16 protein-coding genes are annotated in these 17,620 nt (G+C 48.3%); 9 read left to right on the forward strand and 7 right to left on the reverse strand.

Annotation, left to right across the window (positions count from 1 at the left end; genetic code table 11):
* The 3 genes from QUB64_RS25240 to QUB64_RS25250 all read right to left on the reverse strand — a co-directional run.
* A partial coding sequence (locus tag QUB64_RS25240) for a recombinase family protein (protein WP_333276242.1) occupies positions 1-269 on the reverse strand: 269 nt, incomplete at its 3' end.
* A 65-nt stretch (positions 270-334) separates the two neighbouring features.
* On the reverse strand, positions 335-1,906 hold the full coding sequence (locus QUB64_RS25245) for a reverse transcriptase domain-containing protein (RefSeq protein WP_333276140.1): 1,572 nt from the start codon (positions 1,904-1,906) through the stop codon (positions 335-337).
* Between the two features lie 516 nt (positions 1,907-2,422).
* Positions 2,423-2,761 carry a MerR family DNA-binding transcriptional regulator gene (locus QUB64_RS25250; RefSeq protein WP_333276142.1) on the reverse strand — a complete coding sequence of 113 codons (339 nt, stop codon included), beginning with the start codon at positions 2,759-2,761 and terminating at the stop codon, positions 2,423-2,425.
* Between the two features lie 833 nt (positions 2,762-3,594).
* Between QUB64_RS25250 and grpE the strand changes: the two genes are divergently transcribed.
* From grpE to QUB64_RS25290, 8 genes are all read left to right on the forward strand, one after another.
* On the forward strand, positions 3,595-4,386 hold the full coding sequence (grpE, locus tag QUB64_RS25255) for a nucleotide exchange factor GrpE (protein ID WP_333276244.1): 792 nt from the start codon (positions 3,595-3,597) through the stop codon (positions 4,384-4,386).
* Positions 4,387-4,810: 424 nt separating this feature from the next.
* Positions 4,811-6,943 carry a molecular chaperone DnaK gene (dnaK, locus tag QUB64_RS25260; RefSeq protein WP_333276144.1) on the forward strand — a complete coding sequence of 711 codons (2,133 nt, stop codon included), beginning with the start codon at positions 4,811-4,813 and terminating at the stop codon, positions 6,941-6,943.
* 131 nt (positions 6,944-7,074) lie between these two features.
* Positions 7,075-8,208, forward strand: coding sequence for a molecular chaperone DnaJ (gene dnaJ, locus QUB64_RS25265; protein WP_333276146.1), 1,134 nt, complete (start codon positions 7,075-7,077; stop codon positions 8,206-8,208).
* Positions 8,209-8,547: 339 nt separating this feature from the next.
* Positions 8,548-8,838, forward strand: coding sequence for a sulfurtransferase TusA family protein (locus QUB64_RS25270; protein WP_333276148.1), 291 nt, complete (start codon positions 8,548-8,550; stop codon positions 8,836-8,838).
* On the forward strand, positions 8,835-10,085 hold the full coding sequence (gene rsgA / locus QUB64_RS25275; protein WP_333276150.1) for a ribosome small subunit-dependent GTPase A: 1,251 nt from the start codon (positions 8,835-8,837) through the stop codon (positions 10,083-10,085). The genes QUB64_RS25270 and rsgA overlap by 4 nt, the downstream gene beginning before the upstream one ends.
* Before the next feature lie 243 nt (positions 10,086-10,328).
* Positions 10,329-11,114, forward strand: coding sequence for a MotA/TolQ/ExbB proton channel family protein (locus tag QUB64_RS25280; RefSeq protein ID WP_333276152.1), 786 nt, complete (start codon positions 10,329-10,331; stop codon positions 11,112-11,114).
* 15 nt (positions 11,115-11,129) lie between these two features.
* Positions 11,130-11,861: an ExbD/TolR family protein gene (locus QUB64_RS25285; RefSeq protein ID WP_333276154.1), complete on the forward strand. Its 732-nt coding sequence runs from the start codon at positions 11,130-11,132 to the stop codon at positions 11,859-11,861.
* 539 nt (positions 11,862-12,400) lie between these two features.
* Entirely contained in the window at positions 12,401-12,598 is a 198-nt protein-coding gene (locus tag QUB64_RS25290; protein ID WP_006635253.1) for an NblA/ycf18 family protein, read from the forward strand.
* Positions 12,599-13,364: 766 nt separating this feature from the next.
* Here QUB64_RS25290 and QUB64_RS25295 read toward each other — a convergent pair.
* The 3 genes from QUB64_RS25295 to QUB64_RS25305 form a co-directional block, all read right to left on the reverse strand.
* Positions 13,365-13,814, reverse strand: a complete 450-nt coding sequence (locus QUB64_RS25295) for a hypothetical protein (RefSeq protein ID WP_333276156.1) — start codon at positions 13,812-13,814, stop codon at positions 13,365-13,367.
* An 80-nt stretch (positions 13,815-13,894) separates the two neighbouring features.
* The gene (locus QUB64_RS25300) at positions 13,895-15,115 is read right to left on the reverse strand and encodes an anhydro-N-acetylmuramic acid kinase (RefSeq protein WP_333276158.1); all 1,221 of its coding nucleotides are present in this window, start codon (positions 15,113-15,115) and stop codon (positions 13,895-13,897) included.
* An 84-nt stretch (positions 15,116-15,199) separates the two neighbouring features.
* The gene (locus QUB64_RS25305) at positions 15,200-15,931 is read right to left on the reverse strand and encodes a PP2C family protein-serine/threonine phosphatase (RefSeq protein WP_333276160.1); all 732 of its coding nucleotides are present in this window, start codon (positions 15,929-15,931) and stop codon (positions 15,200-15,202) included.
* Positions 15,932-16,400: 469 nt separating this feature from the next.
* Here QUB64_RS25305 and QUB64_RS25310 point away from each other — a divergent pair, with 469 nt between their 5' ends.
* Entirely contained in the window at positions 16,401-16,631 is a 231-nt protein-coding gene (locus QUB64_RS25310; protein ID WP_333325686.1) for a helix-turn-helix domain-containing protein, read from the forward strand.
* A 735-nt stretch (positions 16,632-17,366) separates the two neighbouring features.
* Here QUB64_RS25310 and QUB64_RS25315 read toward each other — a convergent pair.
* Positions 17,367-17,546, reverse strand: coding sequence for a hypothetical protein (locus QUB64_RS25315; RefSeq protein WP_333276161.1), 180 nt, complete (start codon positions 17,544-17,546; stop codon positions 17,367-17,369).
* Positions 17,547-17,620: the final 74 nt, after the last annotated feature.

The raw sequence follows: 17,620 nt of genomic DNA on the forward strand, positions 1-17,620 counted from the left end.
ATTTCCTGGAGGAGAAGGCTCCTCAGTTCTTGTGGAATAGATTCCACTAATCGCACGACTTCATGTCGCACGTCTTCGAGCATTTCTCGTTCTGGAGAAAGGTTGTCTTGGTTGAGAACCACGATCTTTGTTCCATCGAGCTGACAGAGCCATTCAATGAGTTCAAAACCAAATCTGGCGAGTCGGTCTTTGTGGGCTACCACAACAGAGCCGACATTGCCTGTACGGACGGTTTCCAGAATGGTTCTGGTTGAGTCGAGGGAGGCTATTAAACCCCGCCCCTCTCAGTTAGAACCGTGCGTGCGACTTTCGTTGCACACGGCTCCCGATATCCTTAGCTCGCGCTTTTGCTCATGTGAGGTTCAGATTGGCAGGGTTCGTATATTTCAATTGCTTTTTCCCTGTTACTCATATGCACGTAATCGTGACAGGATTCATGTATTGCTACTAGATTCTTTTTGTCCCAATTGTCGTGGTCTCCATCTACGTGATGTAGATGTACCTTTTCTTCACCTATGAATGTAAGTCCACAGGCTGCACATTTACGGGTTTGCTTTTTGATAGCTTTAGAGGTCGTACCGTTATAGAGCTTACTATTCCGTTCGCTCCAGTAGGTCACATCCCCGTCGTAAGGAGATTTAGTTCCTTTGACGTTGATGTGTTTGTTTTCGGCGTAAGGAACTGTTGGAAATGCTCTGTCTAGCAGTTGCTTGCTAGTGTTGCAGTTCTGTTTGGTTTCTTTATTGAACACCCTGAATGCGCGGTGTTGGATGAAGTATAGAGAGTATCTTGACCCATCCATCTTGCAGTATCGGTGATAATTACGCCATCCTCTAACCAATGGCGCAAGCTTGGCGGCTTTTGCTTTGGCTCCGTAATTTGAGTTGTTGACGATGATTTTAACTTTCTTGCGGAATGCCTCAAAGTTACCCACTGAAGGGATACATCTGAATTTTCCGTTGTTTTTCTGGACGTAGAAATTCCACCCCAGGAAGTCAAATCCATCTGTCGTGGCGGTAATCTTAGTCTTACGTTCGCTGACCTTCATTCCTCTTGCTGCTAAGAACTGGCTGATTCGTTCAAGTATCTTATCGGCATTGTCTTCGGGCTTAAGGAATATCACCATGTCATCCGCATAGCGAACTGATGGATGGATATCTTCAATCCCATTGAGAGCGATGTTAGCTAGAAGAGGACTCACAACTCCACCTTGTGGTGTTCCTTGGTCTGGATATCCGATTGCTGTTCCCGCTTTTAGACATCGGAAGATACCGAGTTTTAATCTTGCGGGGGCGATTAGATTATCCATGATAGAGGTGTGTGAGATTCTATCGAAGCACTTTTCGATATCGAGTTCGATGACTCGTTTACCTATTCCATTTTTATTGGCACATAGGTTTAAGAATATGTATTTCTGCGCGTCATGTGCTGAACGTCCAGTTCTAAACCCGTAGCTCCGTGCATGGAAGGTTGCTTCATGTGCTGGTTCGAGGGCGTATTTTGCTAGGCATTGCCATGCTCTGTCCGCCATTGTGGGCACTTTTAGCATTCGGGTTGTTCCGTCCTTTTTGGGGATAGGAATTTCCCGTAGACCTTGGTGCTTCCAGTTGGTATGATTAGCTGATATTAAGTCTGCCAAGGCAAATCGTTCCTCAAAGGTGAGGGACTTTTTGCCGTCCATACCAGCCGTCTTCTTACCAGCGTTTAGCTGCGTAACTTGTCGAATCGCTAGCATTCTAGCGGAGTGGGACTTGAGTATCAGTTTTTGTAGTGACCGCGCCTTCCGCTTGTCTCCAACTGAAATAGCTTTGAACACGCGACGTTGTAGGCGGAACAGATTACGCCGGAATTGCTTCCAGGGTAAGTCTCTCCAAGATTCACTAGATTTTACTCTGCGACTAATCATGCTCTACTAAGTGTAGTGTTTTCTGAATACCTTGACCCAATTACGGGTCATCCTACCCGATTCTAGGGGATTAATCGGCTCGTCCCGTCTACATTGAGGGCGACCCCTCTCAGACCTCAGAATCGTTTTTCTTCGTTCCATCTATTCGATTGATTGTCCCTTTAGATGTAGCCAATTCAACCGCCAGAACCCCTTACTCTTGCCATTGTTGGTCTTAAAACATGGCGGGATACTAATCTCTGGCGAAGTCAGTCTTTAAGATTGCGACTGCTTAGGAATAGGTTGCTTTTTTAGGCTCGGTTTCATCATGGAGACTCCCTGTTAACGCCAGTGTCATCTGCAATTGATGTCTGATTGCGTCCTGTTCCCAGCTTCGACCTCCCGAATTCCGAGTCGGGTCATCGTGGGCAGATGAGGATTCACACCTGAGTTTGGTGGGAAGGGCTTTCACCTTCATCGGTTAGATAGTTAAGCTAGTCTTAGGAGACTAGGCTCCAGCAGTTATTTTCGGATTGATTACCGAGATTCATGCTGAACGAATCGCACAAGTCCTTTCCTTTTGAAATTAAGCCCCCCAGCAATGTCGGTAATGAGTTCGGCTGATGGGTAGAGTTCCAGTAATTTTGCAATTTGTCGGTCAAGGTCGGCTTTTTGACTTCGACTGGAGACTCTGGCGTACAAGAGAGTTCTAAGATTAGTTGTCTTGCGTCCGGCATAGGAATTAATCAAATATCGTCGTTGACCAGCGGGTGTGCGAATAGCCTTGATTGTGCCATCCTTCTCCCATCGTCTGAGTGTATGCAGGCCAACTCCAAAATGTTCGGCTGCTTGTCTTGGGGTTGAGTAGTTATCCAAGGTCGAACAATGCTGACTACTCTTCTAGAAGAGTGCATTGTTCAGGTAATTCCAGCAAAGTTCAGTAAATTAATCGACAGGACTTAACTCTTGTTATAGCCGAGAGGCAGATCACTTGGGGATTGCCCGTACCTGGTGAGAAAAACGGGCGGGGTGTGTCCCCGAACCGCGATCGTTCTATATTCGCAAATTGTTTGGTCAAATTACAGGGCCCTCGCAGGCGCGGTTAGCTGTCAATTAGTCACTAAACAAGACTTCGGACTATTTTTGATGGCAAACCGTATAATAAGGGTGTAAGGGCGCTGCTCTGGGAGCAACGCTGACTAGCCACACTCTAGCCTTTCCGGTAAATCTCGGGTTTCAGACTACGACAAAACAATATTCCCGACTATTGACTAAATACAAAATTATCTTCCTCCCGACTTTTGAAACGCCACAAATGCTAAAAATGCCAGAGTCTGCTCCCGACTAAAATAGCAGACACATTAACTTTAAATCACTATCGCTTTCAGCAAATTTAGAACCATTAATCCTCGAAATATGGAAGGATTTTAGCAGGCGTAACACCCGATTTTTTGATAAAAATTCCGGGCTTATGCGATAGCCTAAATCCCCAATTATGAGCCAACAAAAGGTTGGTTTGTTCCTCATACTATCGGTAGATATCTCGACGACAATTTCAATATTTGATGAAAAGCTTTGAGAGATGCCTCCACAAAGGGGCGAGATTTCCTATGAGTCAGATAGTGCCATACACACTAAATTCTAGTTCTCTAGATTTACCAGGTAAAATGTATCTGCTAGAATTGATAGGGTTCTGTCGCGCAGCTTTTATGATTGACGAGGAAAAACAGCAAGATCAAGATCTTAACTCAACAGGGGGAACCCCAGAGGGTTCGCCAATGGCAAGCGAAACTCCGCCGGCACCAGCAAACTCCAACGAAGCAGCCGATTGGGAACTCGAACTTGCTCAAGCTTATCAAAGTGCCCAGACCGATCGCAAGGGAGCAAACGCATCCGGGTCTACCGTTACCGGCAGTTCCACCAACAGCCCGACAGCAGACGCGGCTGATTCATGGCAGAGGGAACTCGCCTCCGTAACAGATGAAAAAGAGGCTTTAAAAGCTCAGTTGCAAGCCACATCCGCTCAACTAGAAGACCTGAAAAATCAAAATCTCCGCCTAGCAGCAGATTTTGACAACTTCCGCAGGCGCACCCAAAAGGAAAAAGAAGAGTTAGATTTACAGGCAAGGTGTGTGACGCTCAAGCCTCTGTTGCCGGTCATCGACAATTTCGAGCGCGCTCGATCGCACATCAAGCCGCAAAATGACGGCGAAATGAACATTCACAAAAGCTACCAAAGCGTTTACAAGCAAATGGTAGATAGCCTCAAGCAAATCGGGGTTTCTCCGATGCGCCCCGAAGGCGAACCGTTTGACCCCAACCTCCACGAAGCTCTCCTCAGCGAGCCCACAGACGAACACGAGGAAGGAACAATCATCCAAGAACTAGAACGCGGCTACATTCTGGGCGATCGCGTCTTGCGGCACGCCAAAGTGAAAGTTGCAGCGCCTGGGATATCTGTGGTAGCCTCAGATGAAAATCCCGATAGTTCGGAAAGTTAATCAGGATACAAGCTACTGCATTCCTCGAAGTCACTGACCCCCGAATTCTATTCGGGGGCCCGAAGGTGGCAGACTCACCAACTTCTTAATTCAGGACTAAAAGCAGGTCAGCACTTTCTCAACAAATTCGGAAAAATGTTTGAACCAGCCCAAAAACGGGTAAAAACCCCCGACTTAAGTCGTGGAACTCCCCAAATTTTAGACCAAAGTTTAAGCTCCAAGATTCATCTGTGGGAGTAAATCTCAAATCTCAAATCGAAAAATGGAAAATCGACTTGCCCGTCTTTGATATTGGATTAAAATATCAAGTTTGTTTCCTACAAATCCAGTCGGGTGATGCTTGTTTTAACAAGCTGAGTCGTTTTTCATCCCCCAACTTGTAGTTGCAGGTTCCCAAACATCCCACAAAGTTTTATGAGGCGCTATGGGAAAAATTATTGGAATTGACTTAGGCACGACCAACAGTTGCGTAGCTGTGTTAGAGGGCGGTAAACCCGTCGTAATCGCCAATTCCGAGGGCGGCCGCACAACTCCGAGCATCGTTGGATTTGGCAAGGGGGGCGATCGCTTAGTAGGTCAACTAGCCAAGCGACAAGCTGTAACTAATGCTGTAAATACTGTCTACAGCATCAAACGATTTATCGGGCGCAGGTGGGACGACACTGAAGAAGAAAGATCCCGCACTCCCTATACCTGCATCAAAGGCAAAGACGACACCGTTAACGTCCAAATTCGCAACAAGGTTCACACCCCCCAAGAAATCTCGGCAATGGTACTCCAAAAGCTGAAGCAGGATGCTGAAGCTTATTTGGGACAAGCTGTTACCCAAGCTGTAATTACAGTGCCGGCATACTTCACAGACGCCCAGCGACAAGCTACTAAAGACGCCGGTACGATCGCGGGTTTAGAAGTCCTGCGCATCGTCAACGAACCGACGGCGGCCGCCCTTTCCTACGGGCTCGACAAGCAAAATATCGAACAGAAAATCTTGGTCTTTGACCTCGGTGGCGGTACTTTCGACGTTTCGATCCTGCAATTGGGAGACGGAATTTTTGAAGTCAACGCCACCGCAGGTAACAACCATCTCGGAGGAGACGACTTTGACGACTGCATAGTCCAGTGGCTGGTAGAAGCTTTCCGGACTCAAGAAGGAACTGACCTCTCAAAAGACAAAATGGCATTACAGCGCCTCCGAGAAGCTGCCGAAAAGGCGAAAATTGAACTATCCAACCGCGAATCCACATCGATTAATTTGCCGTTCATCTCCTCTGATGCCAAAGGGCCGAAGCATTTGGAAATGGATCTTTCCAAAGCTAAGTTTGAAAAACTGGTAGCTCATTTGGTGCAAGCGACGATCGATCCGGTGACTCAAGCCCTCAAAGACGCAAGTCTTACCCCCAAAGAGATAGACAGGATTATTTTAGTCGGAGGCTCAACCCGGATTCCGGCAGTTCAAGAGGCAATTAGCAAGTATTTTGGCGGCGCTTCTCCCGATAAATCGGTCAATCCCGACGAAGCTGTAGCCGTAGGCGCGGCAATTCAAGCCGGGGTGTTGGGCGGTGAAGTCAAAGATTTGCTGCTGCTAGACGTGACGCCTCTGTCCCTGGGACTCGAAACCTTGGGCGGTGTATTCACCAAAGTCATCGAGCGCAATACAACGATCCCCACCAGTCGATCGCAAATGTACAGCACTGCGGCAGACGGGCAAACCTCCGTAGAAATTCACGTCCTCCAAGGCGAGCGCGCATTGGTAAAAGACAACAAAAGTCTCGGCAAATTCCTGCTCAAAGGCATTCCCGCAGCCCCCCGCGGCGTACCTCAAATCGAAGTTACCTTTGAAATCGATGCCAACGGCATTCTCAAAGTTGCCGCAGAAGACAAGGGAACCGGCAAAGAACAAAGCATCCAAATCTCCAATACAGGGGGATTGACCGAAACCGAAGTCGAGCGGATGCGGCAAGAAGCCGAACTTTACGCCGACGAGGACATCAAGCGCGCTCAAGTCGTCGAACTCAAAAATCAAGCCGACACCCTAGTCTATAATTGTGGTGTCACTTTGAAAACCAACGCGCAAGTGCTGGGCGACGACCTCAAAGCCGAAGCCGAAACAGCAGCAGCAGCCTTGAAGGCGGCGATGGCTAACCCCGACATCACAGGCGAGGAACTCACCGATCAAATCGAAGCTTTCAAGCAACTGCTATACTCGCTCGGGACAGCAGTCTACGAGCAAGCCCGCAGCGGCGTAGCTCCGTCAGGAGCAGAGGTTGAAAGCGAGATGGTGTCAGAACTAGAAGAGGTTGCAGCTACCTCCGACAGCATTTCGCTGACGGAAGAGCTGCTGGTGGCGCTCGAAGCTCCGCCGCAACCTCCGCCACAACCGCAACCAAAACCGGAACGACAGCCGGAACGACAGTCCAAGCGACAGCCGGAACCAAAACCGGAACCAAAACCGGAACCAAAACCGGAACGACAGTCCAAGCGACAGCCGGAACCAAAACCGGAACCAAAACCGCAGGTTCCCGAACCTGAAGTTGATGATATGAATCCTTTCCTTTAGAACTGAACAGCTAAAAATTAAAAGTTAAAAATTAACAATGAGAATTTTTAATTTTTAATTGTAATTTCAGGAAAGGTCGCCCGTTTCTTTTTCGTACACTTTTTGTTATTTACCTCCAGGCAAGCAGCTCTATGGCCGGTGATTACTATGAAATATTAGGCGTTTCTCGCAGCGCAGACAAAGAAGAAATTAAGCGTGCTTATCGCCGCCTAGCTCGCAAGTACCATCCAGATGTCAACAAAGAATCCGGTGCCGAGGAGCGGTTTAAAGAAATTAACCGCGCTTATGAGGTTCTCTCTGAACCGGAAACCCGCGCCCGTTTCGATCGCTTTGGCGAAGCAGGCGTGAGCGGTGCGACAGGGGGCCCAGGGTTCCAAGACTTCGGCGACAGCTTCGCTGATATCTTTGAAAGCTTCTTTCAGGGTTTTCAAGGAGGGCCGGGCGGCCAACAACAGCAAGGTCGCAGACGCAGCGGGCCTGTGCGCGGAGATGATTTGCGCCTAGACTTGCGACTAGATTTCCGCGAAGCAGTGTTTGGTGGGGAAAAAGAACTCCGCATCAAGCACCTAGAAACCTGCGAAACTTGTACCGGAACTGGCGCCAAACCGGGAACCAGACCTCAAACCTGTTCGACTTGTACCGGCAGCGGTCAAGTCCGACGCGCTACCCGCACGCCTTTCGGCAGCTTTACTCAAGTTTCAGTTTGCCCTACTTGCAACGGCACCGGGCAAGTGATTGAGGATAAGTGCGAAACTTGCGGCGGCCGCGGCCAGAAAGAAGTGATGAAAAAGCTGAAAATCACTATTCCGGCTGGGGTTGACAACGGTACTCGCTTGCGCGTTTCCAATGAAGGGGATGCTGGCAAGTTGGGCGGGCCGCCCGGGGATCTATACGTGTTTTTGGCTGTGAATGAAGACCCGCTATTTAAGCGGGACGGCATTAACGTTAATTCGGAAGTGAAGATTAGTTACTTGCAAGCAATTTTGGGCTGCCGGTTGGAAGTGGAAACTGTAGATGGGCCGACGGAATTGTTGATTCCTACCGGAACTCAGCCTGGTACGGTTCTGACTTTGGAGAAAAAAGGAGTGCCTAAGTTGGGCAATCCAGTCAGTCGCGGCGACCATTTGATTGCGGTGTCTATTGATATTCCGACTAAGGTGACGGCTGAGGAACGGGAGTTGCTGATGCAGCTTGCTAAGCTGAAGGGCGATCGTACTGGTAAAGGTGGCTTGGAAGGATTTCTGGGCAATTTGTTTCAGAAATAAGCAATTTTTGACACCCATGGGTGTCAAATTTTTCTGTTTGATGATTCCGTGGCATTTTGTTTAATTCTCTCTCAAAAATTTGTGTCCAATTGGACACATTTTGTAGAGGAATAATAATAGGGTGGCAATTGGCTTAATTATCTGTCGGAAAAATGAGCGCAATTGCGCTCATTTCGTCCAGGAAGAATAATATGATGGCATTTTGTTTAATTCTCTCTCAAAAAAGTGAGCGCAATTGCGCTCATTTTGTACAGGAAGAATAATTGTTCGATAAAAGTTTCACGAAAAAATAAGGCTTTCAGGATTTGAGATGGGAAATTTGAAAGTAAACAACGCATTATGAATTCAACATCCAAAATTGAAAATCCCAAATCCCCAGATGCCAAAATCGATCTGCGGGGGACTCCGTGTCCTCTGAATTTTGTCCGCACTAAATTGCGCTTGGAGCAAATGGCACCGGGTGCGGTTTTGGAAGTGTGGCTGGATGCTGGGGAGCCGATCGAACAAGTGCCTGATAGTCTGAAAATGGAAGGCTACCAGATTCTCGAAACGCAATTTATGGCGGATGAGTCGGAGTCCGGCTTTTTTGCCATGAAAGTCCAGCGCCCAGAACTCCAGGAAGCCGGATGAGCCTGAATTTGTCCTCGATCGTCGGTACAGTGGTGGCTGTTCAGGCTAACTTTTACCGAGTCAGGTTAGATCCCGCCGCCGGCATTCACCAGAATATAGCCCTGGCGGATGCTCCAACTCTCCTGTGTACTCGCCGCACTCGACTGAAAAAAATTGGTCAGCAGGTGATGGTGGGCGATCGCGTGGTGGTAGACGAACCGGACTGGACTGACCGCCGGGGTGCTATTTCAGAAGTCTTCCCCCGCCGTACAGAACTCAACCGCCCGCCTGTCGCTAATGCCGATCGCATTCTCCTCGTTTTTGCCCTCGCCGAACCCGATTTAGACCCCGCCTCATTAACTCGGTTTTTAGTCAAGGCAGAATCTACAGGTTTAGAGGTGAGTTTGTGCCTCAACAAATGCGATTTGGTGACGAACGGGGAGTTGGAACAGTGGCGCGATCGGCTTTCAGGCTGGGGCTACGAACCAATGTTTATTAGTGTTCGCAGCGGATTAGGAGTCCAGGAAGCTGCGTCTAACTTGCAAAATAAAGTTTGTGTCGAAAAAGTAGCAGACCAGCATTTAAAGGACAAAATAGATGGTTCTCTGTTGCCTTATGAGGATAATCCCCTAGTTGCAAATTCCGTCAATCCGTTAGATTCATTAAATTCCGTACAAAATCCGTTGCCGAACTCCCTCAACAGCCACATCCAAGAAAAAATAACGATAATTTGTGGCCCTTCTGGGGTCGGCAAGTCCAGCTTGATTAACCAACTGATTCCGGCGCTGAAGCTGCGAGTGAGCGCTGTTTCCGGCAAACTCGGCCGCGGGCGCCACACGACTCGCCACGTCGAACTATTTGAACTCCCCGACGGCGGACTGCTGGCGGATACTCCGGGCTTTAATCAGCCGAGTCTCGAATGCGATCCGTCGGAGTTAGCTGAATATTTCCCAGAAGCTCGTCAGAGGCTGGCTTTGGGTAGCTGTCAGTTTAGCGACTGTTCGCACCGAGATGAGCCTAACTGTGTGGTGCGGGGGGATTGGGAGCGCTACCAGTATTATTTGAATTTTCTGGAAGAGGCGATCGTCCGCCAACAAGCTCTGCAAAACTCTAGCAGCGCCGAATCGAGTTTGAAGCAGCAAACCAAGTCGGATGGTACGCAGCAGTACGAACCGAAGCTGCAAACTAAAAAATATCGCCGCACGAACCGCCGCCTGCAACACCAATCGCTGCAAGATATGTGTCAAGAAGATTTAGAGGAATTCTGAGGAGGTAGTCGCCGATCGCCCGCGAGGAGGTCGAAAATATCACCAAGACTTACCCAGCAACCGGATTTGATGGAGTAAGATACTTCTTTGCAGCCCGAGGCCTTGGGCTGCAAGACCCGGTTTCTTTAGTCGCGAGTGCGTCAGTCCGGAGTACATTAATAGCTAAAATTAAATGGCCGATAATTTCTTAAAAAAAGTAGAACAGAAGTAAAAGTTAGCGGGTAATGCAGGAGCAAAAATATTGTGAATATTCAAGAGCTATTTCAGAAAGGCGGCCCCGCCATGTGGCCCCTGTTGGTGTTATCGATTCTATCTGTAAGTACAATTATCGAGCGCTTGTGGTTCTGGGCGAGCCTCTTGAGTACAGAAAAGCAGATAGTTAGCCGCATTCTCGACGCGGCCCGCAGCGATTGGGGGGCTGCTAACGAGATTGCTAGACAAGCTAACCGACAGCCGATCGGGCGATTTCTATCTGCACCCCTGCGGCTGTACAATCCTGAACCAGATTTATTTCGACTCGCACTCGAAGCTGCTGCTGATGAAGAGTTGGCTTCGATGCGCCGGGGCGACAAAATCTTAGAAGCGACGATCGCTCTCGCCCCTTTGCTGGGCTTGCTGGGAACAGTTTTGGGATTGATTAACTCCCTCAGTTCCATCCGTCTGGGCGACATCGGCACGGCGGCAACCACTGGCGTGACTTTGGGGATTAGTGAGGCGCTGATTACTACTGCTTCTGGGATGGTAGTAGCAATTTTTACCTTGGCATTTTATCGGATATTTCAAGCTTTTTTGTTCAATCAGGCCAAAATATTTCGCAAAGCTGGCAATGAAATGGAAATGCTTTACAGGCAATATTGGCCGGCGGCTAATGCTAAAGGTCGATCGCCCGGCGCAGAATACAGCAATTCTTCCTTTGGTTCCGATGGTTTGAACAGGCGTTCTCTCAATTCTCAAGAGTCGGGCGAACGCAACCGCGAGCCGAAATTGAAAAGTTCCGATCCTGATGTTGATTCAACTTCTAATAATTAGAACAAAGGAGAATTGATGAAGATTCACTTAGAAACTCCTGCTGAAGATGCTCGGATTGAACTGGTACCTTTAATTGACGTGATCTTTTGCATTCTGACGTTTTTTTTGCTGGCGGCTTTGCAACTGACTCGCCAGCAAGCGATTAATGTCGATTTGCCGAAGGCAAAGACGGGACAAACGCAGATGCGAGAGATGCTGATTGTCAGCATTGACGATTTCGGGCAAACTTATATCGACCAATTGCCTGTTAATTACCAACAGCTCGATCGAGTTTTAAAGAGTTTCCACAACAAAAATCCTGCCGGGTTGACGGTGTTGTACGCCCCTCAAAATGCTAAATACGCCAAAGTTGTGGAGGTTTTAGACAAATTGCGGGAGGTTGGGGGCGATCGAGTAGCGCTGGCAACACTACCTAGTTCGGCTCCCTCTGGGCAGCCGAATAATCCGTCGCTTCCCAATTCTGGCATTCCTGCGGCACCTTCGGGCAATTCGGCTCAACCGCTGCCGTCTCCCGTGGCTCCCGGACAGCAGCAGCTCAATCCCAATCGGTTTCAATCTCCTCTCCCGGCTCCGGGACAGCAGCAGTTCAATCCCAATCAATTTCAATCTCCTCTCCCGGCTCCGGGACAGCAGCCTAGCAACTCTGGGGCAAATCTGGGCATTCCTCCCGTTTCGCCCGCAGCCACTGCCCCCAATTTGAGGCCCGGAGCGGCCGCTCCACCCCAGAAAGTCGCGCCCTCCAATTAGTTAGAAGGTTTCCGAAGCAAGAAGGAAGTTCGGCCAACGACCAATTTACGGGATTTAACGGATGTAGCGGATTTAACGAATGGATGTTGAGGGTAGAAGTCCGAAGCAAGTTAGGCAAAGGATTTGATCGCGGATACAACGAAGAAGGGAAGGGAGAAGAAACAAATACAAATTCTCCCACTCTCCCCATCTCCCCCTCACCCAGAGAGAATTTTTGCGCTAGTTGGTATAAATGGCTTCAATTATTTTGGTTCGTACTGAGCCTTTTTTCTCTTGACAAGTAGATAGAGTGGTATCAGCCTGCGGAAGGAACTTTTGCAGACATCCTGCCATCTCTCTAGTTAAGTTATTTCTTGGGACAGATGGTAATTTTGTCAAATCATTGTTACCTTTTGTAATATACTAAAGCGAGATGGGCTGGTGAGGCATCCTGAAATCAACAGCCGATCGCTGAAGCAACTTACAGAAACAACTTACAAATCTGGTTAATCCAGGTTTTCACTGTCAAGTCACCTTTACTTACAGAGGAGTCTTTAGTCATGAGCCAACCAGCAGAATTGTCTTTGGAGCAGCAATTTAGCCTGTGTTCCTTCAAAACACAGGTAAGTGACATGAGCCGCGAACAAGCTCAGGAGTTTTTGGTCAAGCTTTACGAGCAAATGATGTTGCGCGAAACCATGTACCGCCATTTTCTCAAACACCACTGGGGATTAGAACCCAATCCAGGCGTTGAATAGGTGAGAGTCGCAGTCGGCGACCTCCGTCTCTTACTCTCTTCCCTCAGGCGGAAAGGAGTTGGGGGTGATGGGGCGTCACTCTTTCAGCAGAAGGCTTCAGAAGGCTTCAGAAGGCTTCAGAAGGAAGAAGTCCGATGGAAGTCGGAAGATGGAAGATGGAAGATGGAAGGCGCAATAAAATCAAGGGTTTCAACAGTTAAGAACGTCCTGACAGTCAGGGCGGTTGCTATAGAAGGCTGAGGAAAAAGGTCTCTGGATGGATTTATTGTCGATCGCCAAAAGTTGACAGTTTGTTTGTTGATTACACTCGATTTGGGAGTCAATCTTAGCAATCTGTCGATCGACACAGCGGGAAAACTCAAAAATAATGAATCGCGACGAGACTCAAAACCTCGATCGTTTTTGAGAATAAGTTTTAAGTTTTTAATAAGATATTATAGCGCTTCGAGATCCCATATGAGGTATGCCAAATTCTCCTGCAAGCACCAGGGAGAACACACACACAGGGAGAGCATTTTTACTCCCAGAAACCTCAGAAAGCTTAGAGAAACTATCGATTACCTTTTTTCCAATTACCTTTTTCCCAATTACCAGACATACCTCATATGGGATCTCGAAAGGCTATAAATATATTTGTCTTTAGTTGCAGCGGATGAGGTTTGACAATAATGGCGCTAGTCGGACATCTGAGCGCGACCTCCGACTAGCAAGACTTTCAATTTTGATATTAAACCCTAGAACTCGCAACAGTTGACTTGAGAAAGAGTTATTCCGACTGACGTTCCAGAGTCGCCTCCATCGTACTCGTCAAGTAATGACCAGACATGATGCCGCTAGATTGGTAGTAGCGGTTGTCATCAACGCGGTGGAGGGTATCAAAACCCGTCCGCCGCTGGCGTTCGTCTCCCAATACCCAGTAACGTTGGACGATCGACTGGGGAGCAATCCAACCTTCGCCCTCGACGCGGCCGAGTTCGCCGTGTTGGAGTACAAAAGTATACTGCCGCTCATCGCTGTTGAGGTGTCCTCGGTACTGCAAAATAATCTCTTCGCGATCGCCTCCTGGAAACACGAGCTTCGTCACCATACTGAACCAATCTGTTCGGTTCCAGCTCACTAAAGTTTTGCCTTTCACCGTAATTGGCACGCCATTGCGCTCAATCCAACTTCCTTCGAGCGTCCATTGGCCAGATTCCATTAAAAACGTGTGAGCCACAGTGCTGTTCCTATGCTTTTCCTGCTGGCTACAATGCTGGTGCAACAACGCACAGCCGTTGTCCCTCAGACTCTATGCTATCATGCCCAACTGTGCCAACAAGAGTTAATTTCTCCTAACAGAACCGGTGCACAAGCACCAGTAACTTGAGGCAGATTGCCGGGAATACCCCGAACCCGCCAGGCGGCTAAAACCGCGAAAGCGATCGCCTCTTTAAAATCTACACTCAAGCCTGCCTCAGAAGTAGTCAACACTTGCACTGGATGCAATTGTGCTTGCAATCGGCGTTTTAAGTAAAGATTGTGGCTGCCGCCCCCGCACAATAAAACTCGATCGGGCATCTGCGGCAAAAAAGTTTGGTAACTGTGAACGATCGAAGCAACAGTCAGTTCCGTCAAAGTAGCCAGCACATCAGCAGGACTGAGGTTGTAACCTTGAGCCTCGACCAAACAACGGTTAAAATAGTCTACACCAAATAACTCTCGCCCTGTAGATTTGGGCGGTGCTTGGAGGAAAAAATCTTGCTGTAGCCAATCCTCTACTAAAGCTTGACAGGGAGTGCCGCTTGCCGCCCAAGCTCCACCTTCGTCACAAGTTTTTGTTCCGTCACAGAAGTGCTGCACTGCCAAGTCTAACAGCGAATTTGCCGGCCCGGTATCCCAACCCAAGATACCCTCGCCTCCATGAGAAACCCCAGACTTCTGGGCCAATTCCCGATCTTTCGTGGCAGGAAGATAAGTACAATTGCCAATTCCGCCGAGATTTTGGATGCAGAGGTTGCGGTTGGGTTCGGCCAGCAGGCAGGCGTCAACTATGGGGACTAAGGGTGCTCCTTGACCTCCTGCTGCAATGTCTGCCGATCGAAAATTGCTCACAGTTGTAATGCCTGTCAGTTGCGCGATGAGCGCGCCCCGCCCGAGTTGCAAGCTGTAACCCATGTCTGATCTGGGACTGGGTACAGCAGAAAAACTACTGTTTGCCATATTCCCTGGGGGTCGGTGGTAGACAGTTTGACCGTGAGAACCAATTAATTCCGCTTTATCATATTCTGTTTGAATTGTCAAGGCTGCCTTAGCAAATTCTTGGGCGATCGCATCATCTAATTCGGCGAGTTCAGCCACGGACAAGGCGGAACCACTGCAAACCGAGAGAATTTGCGATCGCAAAGTAGCAGGATAAGGGAAAGTCTTGCCGGCCACCAACTGCACTTTCAAGTCTGCTTGGGAACCAACCACATCCACCAAAGCAGCATCAATGCCATCCACCGACGTGCCACTGATCAAACCAATAACCCGGATCATGCGATTTTAGATTTGAGATTTGAGATTTTTTGATTGGGAGATTTTTTGATTGGGAGATTGGGAGATTGAGAGATTGGGAGGATATTATTTGAGGTCGATCGTCACGATCACCACAGTAATATTGTCCCGTCCCCCCTTATCCTTAGCCGCTTCAATCAAAGCAGTTGCAGCTCCCTCGCACGCGCGAATCGACTTCAGAGGCGAAGCAATCAAAGGATCGGAAAGTTCCTCAGTCAAGCCGTCGCTGCACAACAGCAAGCGATCCCCGGGCTTTACATCCACCGGCAGAATATCTATCTCCTGCAAATCATCGCGGCCCAAACACTGGGACAAAACGTGACGCCAAGGATGACTGCGAGCCTGATCCGGAGTCAGGGCCTTTCTTTTCACAGCCTGAGCCACCCAAGTCTGATCTTCAGTAATCTGATCCAAGTGAGATCCGTGCAGCCGGTACAAGCGAGAGTCCCCGATATTAGCGCACCAAGGTCTGCCCTCATCTCTAAAGATCAGAACCACAGCCGTAGTCCCCATATCAGCACGCTCGGGATGTTCGAGCTGATCCGTCAAAATTGCTTGATTGGCAATTAACAAAGCCTTTTCCAACAACAGGGGAGAATCTTCAGGCCCTTCCCAATTTTCGAGCAAATAAGATTGAATCGCCTGAGTCGCAATCCGACTGGCTTCTTGACCTCCCGCGTGTCCTCCCATGCCGTCGGCCACTATGAAAAATCGCCCGTCAGGGTCTATGTAGTACGAATCCTGATTTACGGAACGAACTAGCCCTGTGTCTGTCTTGCCTGCGAAAGAGCGTTTCATAGATTGGGTGATTTGACTCATCGAACTTGAAAGCTTGATTTAACACGTGCAAAGTTTTCTTGCCAAACTTAACTCACGAACCGCAGTTGACATTTCTGCCACCGACGATCGCCCGTTTGGGAAAAATTGCAGTTACTTGATCTTATATTGTAGATCGTCTGATGGTAATCGCATCTAAAAATTTCCCTAAATCAAGGATATTAAGCAGCACCTGCAAAAAAACGGGATTTAGACACAAAAATCAGAGGTTAAGCTGGCGAGAAATAGGAATCAGCGTGGTTTTTAGTTGAGAGGGCGCGGCTGGTGGTGGTGTAAATTTTAGCTAGACTGCTGTTCATCCCTAGTCGGTAGCACTTTGGGGCTGGTGCGCGGATGAAAAGCAAGTGAGGCGAGGAGTACACTCACCTACTTGTCCGACAATCGCAGATATTGGCAAGTGGTGGGTGGATGAGGAGACGAACAAAATCCCTTGCCTGCTCTTGGTGTTTGTGCGATTTATAGGGCGATGACTTTCGTGGTGTTAAAAGCAGTCAAAGTTAGAATGTATCCCAGCCAAGAAGAAAAAAGTCATCTAGCGCCAGCTTTTGGTCGTGTCCATTGGGTATGGAATCAGTCATTTGCTACCATGTTCCAAACCTACAAAGAGGCTGGGAAAGGTATTTCTGCTTTCACTTTCAATGTCTTGAGTCGATGGTTTTAAATACCAAAACCCTTCTTGGTGAGAGGCACTAAACCGCAGCGGCAAACTTGTTCGGTGCTTTCACACAGTCTTTACAAAGCTTTGCAAAAAAATTGTAGAGTTTTGCATAAAACTACCGAGTCCGCCCTGATAGATAAATGAGGACTGACGCACCAAGGTCAAGAAACCGGGTTTTTAGCCTAATCTCCTGCTAACAGCGAATAATTTTCGTAAAAACCCGGTTTCTGGCCACCCGCGCATCAGTCCTAACCTCTGTTTCCGTGCTTTCACGCAGTCTTTACAAAGCTTTACCAAAAAACCGTAGAGTTTTGCATAAAACCACCGAGTCCGCCCTGATAAGTAAATGAGGACTGACGCACCAAGGTCAAGAAACCGGGTTTTTGGCCTAATCTCCTGCTAACAGCGAATAATTTTCGTAAAAACCCGGTTTCTGGCCACCCGCGCATCAGTTCTAAACTGGGGGCGATCGCGCTTCAACTCCCAAAACCAGCTCTTTTCAGTGCTTTTTACTGAGTATTTACAGAATTTCTCAAAATAAAGTGAAATTTTGCATAAAACTACCGAGTTAGCCCTGATAAGTAAATGTACGGAACAGTTAGGCGGTTGGGGCGATCGCGCTTCAACTCCCGAAACCAGGTTTTTCCGGTGCTTTCACGGAGTCTTTACAGAATTTCTCAAAAAAAATTGAAATTTTGCATAAAACTACCGAGTCCGCCCTGATAGATAAATGAGGACTTACGCACCAAGCTCAAGAAACCGGGTTTTTGGCCTAATCTCCTGGTAACAGCGAATAATTTTCGTAAAAAACCCGGTTTCTGGCCACCCGCGCATAAATCCTCTGGTGCGATCGACAATCAGGTGGTTGGGGCGATCGCGCTTCAACTCCCAAAAACCAGCTCTTTTCGGTGCTTTCACGGAGTCTTTACAAAGCTTTACCAAAAACAAGTTGAGTTTTGCATAAAACTACCGAGTCCGCCCTGATAAGTAAA

Source organism: Microcoleus sp. Aus8_D2, assembly GCF_036702665.1.
Classification (GTDB): Bacteria; Cyanobacteriota; Cyanobacteriia; order Cyanobacteriales; family Microcoleaceae; genus Microcoleus.